The 7,309-nt window shown below is 61.9% G+C and carries 17 protein-coding genes; all 17 read right to left on the bottom strand.

Annotated features, from left to right (window positions below):
- On the bottom strand, window positions 1-586 hold a 586-nt coding region (locus KJ624_00220; GenBank protein ID MBU2008266.1), incomplete at its 3' end, for a preprotein translocase subunit SecY.
- A 19-nt stretch (window positions 587-605) separates the two neighbouring features.
- Window positions 606-1,061, bottom strand: a complete 456-nt coding sequence (gene rplO, locus KJ624_00215) for a 50S ribosomal protein L15 (protein ID MBU2008265.1) — start codon at window positions 1,059-1,061, stop codon at window positions 606-608.
- On the bottom strand, window positions 1,048-1,554 hold the full coding sequence (gene rpsE, locus KJ624_00210) for a 30S ribosomal protein S5 (protein MBU2008264.1): 507 nt from the start codon (window positions 1,552-1,554) through the stop codon (window positions 1,048-1,050). The genes rplO and rpsE overlap by 14 nt, the downstream gene beginning before the upstream one ends.
- Before the next feature lie 8 nt (window positions 1,555-1,562).
- Window positions 1,563-1,922, bottom strand: coding sequence for a 50S ribosomal protein L18 (rplR, locus tag KJ624_00205; protein ID MBU2008263.1), 360 nt, complete (start codon window positions 1,920-1,922; stop codon window positions 1,563-1,565).
- Entirely contained in the window at window positions 1,922-2,473 is a 552-nt protein-coding gene (rplF, locus tag KJ624_00200; protein MBU2008262.1) for a 50S ribosomal protein L6, read from the bottom strand. Before rplF ends, rplR begins: the two co-directional genes overlap by 1 nt.
- Window positions 2,474-2,503: 30 nt before the next feature.
- On the bottom strand, window positions 2,504-2,899 hold the full coding sequence (gene rpsH, locus KJ624_00195) for a 30S ribosomal protein S8 (protein MBU2008261.1): 396 nt from the start codon (window positions 2,897-2,899) through the stop codon (window positions 2,504-2,506).
- A 4-nt stretch (window positions 2,900-2,903) separates the two neighbouring features.
- Window positions 2,904-3,089, bottom strand: coding sequence for a type Z 30S ribosomal protein S14 (locus KJ624_00190; GenBank protein ID MBU2008260.1), 186 nt, complete (start codon window positions 3,087-3,089; stop codon window positions 2,904-2,906).
- Between the two features lie 3 nt (window positions 3,090-3,092).
- Window positions 3,093-3,635 carry a 50S ribosomal protein L5 gene (gene rplE, locus KJ624_00185; GenBank protein ID MBU2008259.1) on the bottom strand — a complete coding sequence of 181 codons (543 nt, stop codon included), beginning with the start codon at window positions 3,633-3,635 and terminating at the stop codon, window positions 3,093-3,095.
- 5 nt (window positions 3,636-3,640) lie between these two features.
- Window positions 3,641-3,952 carry a 50S ribosomal protein L24 gene (rplX, locus tag KJ624_00180; GenBank protein MBU2008258.1) on the bottom strand — a complete coding sequence of 104 codons (312 nt, stop codon included), beginning with the start codon at window positions 3,950-3,952 and terminating at the stop codon, window positions 3,641-3,643.
- Complete coding sequence (rplN, locus tag KJ624_00175; GenBank protein ID MBU2008257.1) at window positions 3,952-4,320, bottom strand: 50S ribosomal protein L14; 369 nt, start codon at window positions 4,318-4,320, stop codon at window positions 3,952-3,954. Before rplN ends, rplX begins: the two co-directional genes overlap by 1 nt.
- The gene (gene rpsQ / locus KJ624_00170; protein MBU2008256.1) at window positions 4,283-4,600 is read right to left on the bottom strand and encodes a 30S ribosomal protein S17; all 318 of its coding nucleotides are present in this window, start codon (window positions 4,598-4,600) and stop codon (window positions 4,283-4,285) included. The genes rplN and rpsQ overlap by 38 nt, the downstream gene beginning before the upstream one ends.
- On the bottom strand, window positions 4,581-4,784 hold the full coding sequence (gene rpmC, locus KJ624_00165; protein ID MBU2008255.1) for a 50S ribosomal protein L29: 204 nt from the start codon (window positions 4,782-4,784) through the stop codon (window positions 4,581-4,583). Before rpmC ends, rpsQ begins: the two co-directional genes overlap by 20 nt.
- Entirely contained in the window at window positions 4,781-5,206 is a 426-nt protein-coding gene (rplP, locus tag KJ624_00160) for a 50S ribosomal protein L16 (GenBank protein MBU2008254.1), read from the bottom strand. The genes rpmC and rplP overlap by 4 nt, the downstream gene beginning before the upstream one ends.
- Window positions 5,184-5,861 carry a 30S ribosomal protein S3 gene (rpsC, locus tag KJ624_00155; protein MBU2008253.1) on the bottom strand — a complete coding sequence of 226 codons (678 nt, stop codon included), beginning with the start codon at window positions 5,859-5,861 and terminating at the stop codon, window positions 5,184-5,186. The genes rplP and rpsC overlap by 23 nt, the downstream gene beginning before the upstream one ends.
- Window positions 5,851-6,192 (bottom strand): 50S ribosomal protein L22, encoded by a 342-nt coding sequence (gene rplV, locus KJ624_00150; GenBank protein ID MBU2008252.1) that lies wholly within the window; start codon window positions 6,190-6,192, stop codon window positions 5,851-5,853. Before rplV ends, rpsC begins: the two co-directional genes overlap by 11 nt.
- Window positions 6,182-6,484, bottom strand: coding sequence for a 30S ribosomal protein S19 (rpsS, locus tag KJ624_00145; protein MBU2008251.1), 303 nt, complete (start codon window positions 6,482-6,484; stop codon window positions 6,182-6,184). The genes rplV and rpsS overlap by 11 nt, the downstream gene beginning before the upstream one ends.
- A complete protein-coding gene (rplB, locus tag KJ624_00140) occupies window positions 6,481-7,308 on the bottom strand; it encodes a 50S ribosomal protein L2 (protein ID MBU2008250.1) in 828 nt (275 codons plus the stop codon). Before rplB ends, rpsS begins: the two co-directional genes overlap by 4 nt.
- Window position 7,309 lies beyond the last annotated feature (1 nt).

The raw sequence follows: 7,309 nt of genomic DNA, 5'->3' as shown, positions 1-7,309 counted from the left end.
CGACCATATCCGGCAAGCCCGCCACGATACCGCCGAAGATGATGATTGACACCCCGTTGCCGATGCCCCTCTCGGTTATCATCTCCCCCAGCCAGACCAGGAAGACAGTCCCCGCCGTCATAGAGAGTATCATGGCCATTGTAGGCAGCAGGTCGGGGCCCGTGAGGCCCACCCCGCTAATCACCGGAGGGGTCTGGCTCCTCAAGATTACCAGTTGGCCATAGCCCTGAAGCATGGCCAGGGGGACGGTAAGCCAGTGGGTGTACTGGTTTATCTTCCTCCTCCCCACCTCCCCCTCCCGGCTCAGGGCCTGGAGGCGGGGCACCACCGGGACAATGAGCTGCATGATAATGGTGGCGGTGATGTAGGGATAGACCCCCATGGCCGCCACCGAGAGGTTCCTCATGGCCCCCCCGCTGAACAGGTCCAGCATCCCCAGTAGCTGATTGCTGTCAAAGAGCTCTCTGAGGGCCGTGACATTCACCCCCGGTACAGGCACATGGGCCACGAAGCGGAAGACCACCAGAAGACCCAGGGTGAACAGGAGCCGGACCCTCAAATCGGGCAGGCGGAAGGCATCCATCATGGCCTGTATGAGGGCGGGCCTACCGCTCTTCTGCAACTACAACCTCCGCTTTGCCCCCCAGAGCCTCAATCCCCTTCTTGGCCGAGCCGGAAAAGGCATGAGCCTTTACCACCAGGGGGTGCTTCAGTTCCCCCCGGCCCAGCACCTTCACTAAGCCCGGACCTTTGATAAGCCCCGCTTCCCGCAGGCGCTCTGGGCCCACCTCGCTGCCCGGGGGAAATATGTTCAGGCTTTCCAGGTTCACCCAGTTATACTCCTTGCGGAAAGTATTGGTAAAACCCCGCTTCTGAGGAAGGCCCTTTACGAGGGGGATCTGGCCGCCTTGAAAGCTGGGCCTGGGCTCCGGCCCGGTGCGGGCCTTCTGGCCCTTGCTTCCCCGGCCGGAATAGGTGCCATGGCCGCTGCCATGCCCCCGCCCCACCCGCTTCCGTTCCCTTTTGGAACCGAGTGGCGGAGTCAGTTCATGGAGCTTCATGGCCTGCCTTCCTGTTTCCCACACGCTCGGCCACCCACTCCTCGGGGTTGCGGAGCATGGAAAGGGCTTTCAGGGTGGCCTGGACGACATTGAAGGGATTGGAGCAGCCCAGGGACTTGGTCAGGATGTCCTTTATCCCCGCCATCTCCAGGACAGCCCGGACAGCCCCGGCGGCGATGACCCCGGTGCCGGGGTGGGCAGGCTTGAGGAGGACCACCGCCGCCCCAAGTTCGGCCTTCACCTCGTGGGGAATAGTGGTCCCCTTGAGGGGGACTGCTATCATGCTCTTCCGGGCATAATATCCGGCTTTGTGGATAGCGTCGGGGACCTCCTGGGCTTTGCCCAGCCCCACCCCCACCCGCCCCTGCCCATCCCCCACCACCACCAGGGCGGAGAAACGGAGCCTCTTTCCCCCCTTCACTACCTTGGCCACCCGGTTTATGTAAACCAGTTTCTCCGATAATTCCAGCTCGGCCTTTTCAGGGGCTCCCATCGCCATCTTTAGAACTGGAGTCCTCCTTCCCTGGCAGCCTCGGCCAGGGCCTTCACCCTACCGTGGTAGATGAACCCCCCCCGGTCAAAGACCACCTTCTTGATTTCAGCCGCGAGGGCCCGCTGGGCCAGCAGGGCTCCAACCTTTTTCGCCTTTTCGGTCTTGGTCCCCCCCTCCCCCCGCAACCCCTTTTCCAGGCTGGAGGCGGCGACCAGGGACCTGCCAGTCTGGTCGTCCACCACCTGGGCATAGATATGGCTGAGGCTGCGGAAGACGGCCAGGCGGGGGCGCTCGGCGGCGCCACTCACCTTCTTCCTCACCCTCAGGTGACGGCGAATTCTGGCCTGGCGGGGGGCTACTCTGGCCATTACTTCTCCTTGGCCGCTTTCCCGGCCTTGCCCGGCTTGAGACGGGGCCTTTCGTCGCTGTACCTTATCCCCTTCCCCTTGTAGGGGTCGGGGGGCCTGACGGCCCGGAGCTGGGCGGCCGCCAGCCCCACCTTCTCCTTGTCCGTCCCCTGGACCCGGATGCGGGTGGGGCCCTCCACCTGAAGGTTGACCCCCTGGGGAGGGGAGAACTCCACCGGGTGGGAGTATCCCACCTGGAGGACCAGTTTCTCACCCGTCTTCTGGGCCCGATAGCCGAGCCCGCTTATCTCCAGGGATTTCTCAAAGCCCTGGCTCACCCCGATGACCATGTTGTTCAAAAGACTCCTCACCAGCCCGTGGAGGGCCCGGTGCTTGGGGTCATCGCTGGGACGACTTACCACCATCTGGTCTCCCTCCAGGGCCATGGCAATATCCGGAGGGAAGGAACGGGAAAGGGAGCCCCGGGGCCCCTTTACCGTCACCCGGTTCCCTTCAACCTGCACCTCTACCCCTTTAGGGATGGGGATGGGCTTGCGGCCTACCCGCGACATATCTTGATACCCCCAAAAGATTCCATCAGCTCACCACACATAGCAGAGGAGCTCCCCCCCCAGCTTGCGCTTCCAGGCTTCCTGCCCCGTCATCACCCCCTGGGGGGTGGAGAGGATGGCTATGCCCAGGCCACCATAGACCCGGGGTATCTCCCGCCGGCCAACATACACCCGGAGACCGGGACGGGAAACCCTCTTCAGCCCAGTAACATAGGCCTGGGCCTTGTCCCGGTATCTCAGGGTTACCTTGATTATCTTGGCGGGCTTTCCCCGGATGACCTCAAAGTCAGCGATGAAGCCCTCCTCCTTGAGTATCTTGGCAAGGGCCAGCTTGGTCCTGGAGGCCGGGACCAGCACCGATGCATGCCGGACCATGAGGCCATTGCGCAGGCGGGTGAGCATATCAGCAATAGGGTCGTTTATCATCTTCCTACCAGCTGGACTTCCTCACCCCCGGGACCTGTCCCTTGAGGGCGAGCTCCCTAAAACAGATGCGGCAGAGGTCAAACTTGCGCATATAGGCCCGGGGCCTACCGCATAGGGCGCAACGGTTGTGCTGCTGCACCTTGTACTTGGGCGGCCTTTTGGATTTTACTATCTTGGATACTTTAGCCATTCATCACCCTTTCTGCAAAGGCATCCCCAGGAGTTCCAGGAGCTTCCTCCCCTCCTCCGGGTTCCGGGAGGTGGTCACGATGACCACCTCCAGCCCCCTTACCTTGTCTATCTTATCGTAGTCCACCTCGGGAAAGGCCAGCTGCTCCTTGAGCCCCAGAGTATAGTTTCCCCGGCCATCAAAGGAATTGCGGGGAAGGCCCTGAAAGTCCCGGATGCGGGGCAGGACCACATTGGCCAGCTTGTCCAGGAATTCATACATCCTCCTGCCGCGCAGGGTGACCATAACCCCGATGGGCATCCCCTGGCGCAGTTTGAAGGCGGATATGGACCTGCGGGCCTTGGTGATCACAGGGTGCTGTCCTGTGATGGCCTCCAGGTCCTTTTGGGCCGCCTCCATGGCCTTGGGGTTGGTGGTGACCTCCCCCAGGCCGATGTTGAGCACCACCTTCTGAAGGCGGGGGACCTGCATCACCGTCTTGTAGCTGAATTCCTTAAGCAGCCGGGGGACCACCTCTTGCTGATACCTCTCCTTAAGGCGAGGCATGGGCTTCACTCTATCACCTCACCGCAGGCCCGGCAGGCCCTGACCACCTTGCCATCCTCCAGAAAGCGGGAGCCCACCCTGGCCGGCCGGGAGCACTTGGGGCAGAGGAGCATGACATCAGAGATATGGATAGGGGCCTCCCGCTCCACGACCCCAGCCTGGCGGGCCGGGGGCCGGGCCCGGAGATGGCGTTTTATCATGTTGGCCCCTTCCACTATAACCCGGCTCTCCGAGGGCAGGGCCCGGAGGACCTTGCCCTTTTTCCCCCGGTCTTTCCCACTGATGACCAGGACGGTATCCCCCTTCCTCACCTTCACTACACCACCTCCGCCGCCAGGGAAAGAATCTTGAGGAAGTTCTTCTCCCTCAGCTCCCGGGCCACCGGGCCGAAGACCCGGGTGCCCCGGGGGTTGTTCTTCTCATCTATGATGACCGCCGCATTTTCATCAAAGCGCACATAGGAACCATCGTGGCGGCGTGTGGGCTTGACGGTACGGACCACTACAGCCCGGACCACATCCCCCTTCTTCACCGTCCCCCCTGGGATGGCCTGCTTCACAGCGGCCACGATCACATCCCCCAGGTGGGCATACCTCCTGCGGGTGCCACCAGGGATGTTGATGCACATTATCTGTCGGGCGCCGGTATTATCCGCTACCCTCAGTCGGGTGTAGGTTTGAATCAACCTTCTCCTCTTCCGGCAAAGCGACTTTCTTCCCCTGGACCAGGACCTCCACCACTCGCCACCTTTTTTCCTTGGAAAGGGGGCGAGTTTCAGCTATTTTGACCTGGTCCCCTATCTGGCAGCGCTGCTCCTCATCATGGACCTTATATTTACGGGTTAGCCTGGTAGTCTTCCTGTAGAGGGGGTGGCGCTTCACCGCCTCCACCGCCACCACCACGGTCTTCTGCATCTTGTTGGAGACCACCAAGCCCACCCTGGTCTTATTCTTTTTCCAGGCCAATTTCCTTCTCCCTCAATATTGTCTGGAGCCGGGCTATCTTCTTCTTCACCTTCCCTATCTCGGCGCTGTTCACCAGTTGGCGGGTGGCATGGCGGAAGTTCAGGTTAAAGAGCTCACGCCGGGACTCCTCTAACTGCCTCTCAAGGTCCTCGGGGCGCAGGGCCCGGACCTCCGCTATTCTCACCCGGCAGCCGCCTCAATAGAGCGGGAGAGAAAACGGGTGGCTATGGGCAGTTTGAAGGCGGCCAGCCTCATGGCCTCCCGGGCATCCTCCTCTTTGACCCCGGCAATCTCAAAGAGGATGCGGCCCGGTCTTGTCACCGCCACCCAGAACTCGGGGTTCCCCTTGCCGCCACCCATGCGGGTCTCCAAGGGCTTTTTGGTGGCGGGCTTATCGGGGAAGACCCGGACCCACATCTTGCCTCCCCGCTTGAGGTGATGGGTTATGGCCCGCCGGCCGGCCTCAATCTGTCGGGCGGTCAGCCAGACGGGCTCCTGGGCCTGGAGGCCGTAATCGCCGAAGGCCAGGCTATTGCCTCCCTGGGCCATGCCCTTCATGCGCCCCCGATGGACCTTGCGGTATTTAACCCTTTTGGGCTGTAGCATCGCTGCCTCCGCTTGTTTGCGCCTTCTTCTCCGGGATAATATCCCCCTTGTAGATCCAGACCTTGACCCCTATCCGGCCCATGGTAGTGCGGGCCTCGGCCAGACCGAAGTCTATATTTGCTCTCAGGGTCTGCAGGGGCAGCCGGCCTTCTTTGAGGGTCTGCCGCCGGGCTATCTCTCCCCCCCCCAGCCTTCCGGAGCACATTATCCTTATCCCCTTGGCCCCAGCCTGGATGGTGCGGGCTATGGCCTGCTTTATGGCCCGCCGGAAGGCTATCCGCCGCTCCATCTGCTCCGCCACCCCTTTGGCTACCAGATAGGCATCCAGCTCCGGCTGACGGATCTCCTCGATGGTAAGCTTCACCTTATTGCCGGTGAGCTTCTCCAGATGTTGCCGCACCTCCTCCACCCGTTGCCCGCCACGGCCGATGACCACCCCGGGGCGGGAGGTATGGAGGGTGATATTCATGGTATTAGACTGCCGCTCAATATCCACCCGGGATATCCCGGCCTCGCGGTATTTCTGCTGCATGGCCCTTCTTACCTTCATGTCCTCCACCAGGTACTTGGCATACTCCTTTTCGGCAAACCACCGGGCCTGCCATTCCTGATTGAGGCCAAGGCGCAGTCCAACAGGATGGACCTTATTCCCCACTTTCACCCTCCACGATAACTGTGACATGGCAGGAGAGGCGCTGGATGGGATTCATTCGCCCCCTTGCCTGAGGACGGCCCCTCCTCATCCGGGGCCCCTCACCGACCATTATCTGGGCCACCCTCAGCCCCCTGGGATTTAGCTGGTAGTTGTTTTCCGCATTGGCCGCTGCGGAGCGGAGGACCTTGGCTATGGAGAGCGCAATAGGGGTGGTGGTAAAGCGAAGGACGGCCAGGGCCTCATCCACGGGCTTCCCCCGCACCAGGTCCACCACCAGCCGGGCCTTCCGGGCCGAAAAGCCCAGGCCCTTGACCTGGGCTCTAACTTGCACCGCCCGCCTCCTTCTTGGGCAATGTCGCTTCCGCCTTTCCAGCATGGCGCCGGAAGGTGCGGGTGGGGGCGAACTCCCCCAGCCGGTGCCCCACCATATCCTCAGTAATCAGGCTGGGGACATGGCGGCGGCCATCGTGGACCGCAATAGTCAGCCCCACCATCTCGGGGATAACGGTGGAGGCCCGGGACCAGGTCTTTATCACCGCCTTGGTGCCGGCCTGGACCTGAGCCTTGACCTTCTTGAGAAGCTTGGCGTCTATAAAAGGACCCTTCTTAAGAGAACGGCTCATTTCTTCCTTCGCTGGATTATCATTTTACCCGAGGGCTTCCTCTTCTTTCTAGTCTTGTAGCCCAAGGCTGGCTTGCCCCAGGGTGTCTTGGGGCCCGGCATGCCAATCGGGCTCCTCCCCTCCCCGCCCCCGTGGGGATGGTCTCTGGGGCTCATGACCGAACCCCTCACCGTGGGCCGGATGCCCAGGTGTCGCTTCCTGCCGGCCTTGCCCAGGACTATGTTCTGGTGCTCCAGGTTCCCCACCTGCCCCACAGTGGCATAGCACTCCCCGTGGACCTTCCTCATCTCCCCTGAGGGCAAACGGATAGTTACATAGTCCCCTTCCCTGGCCATAACCTGGGCCGAGGTGCCGGCACTGCGCACCAGCTGGCCCCCCCTCCCCTTCTGAAGCTCAATATTGTAGATAGTGGTGCCAGGAGGGATGAACCGGAGGGGCAGGGCATTGCCCACCTTTATCTCCGCCTCGGGACCGGAGACAACGCTGTCCCCCACCCCAAGGCCCAGGGCGGCCAGGATATAGCGCTTCTCTCCATCGGGGTAGTGGAGCAGGGCGATGCGGCCCGAGCGCAGGGGGTCGTATTCTATTGACACCACCTTGCCAGGTATCCCCAGCTTGTCCCGCTTGAAGTCAATCACCCTGAGGAGCTTCTTTGCCCCCCCTCCATGGTGGCGGACGGTAATCTTGCCCCCACTCCTTCCCGCCTTCTGCCTCCAGGGGCGGAGGAGGGACTTCTCTGGCTCCGTCCGGGTGATCTCCTCAAAGCTATAGCCCGTCATCCCCCGCCGGCCGGGGGAGGTGGGCTTATAGACCTTAACCGCCAAT

The sequence above is a fragment of the Chloroflexota bacterium genome (assembly GCA_018825785.1).
Classification (GTDB): Bacteria; Chloroflexota; Dehalococcoidia; order JACVQG01; family JAHKAY01; genus JAHKAY01.
Note: the sequence above shows the minus strand (reverse complement) of the source record. Positions and strands in the feature narration are given on the sequence as shown.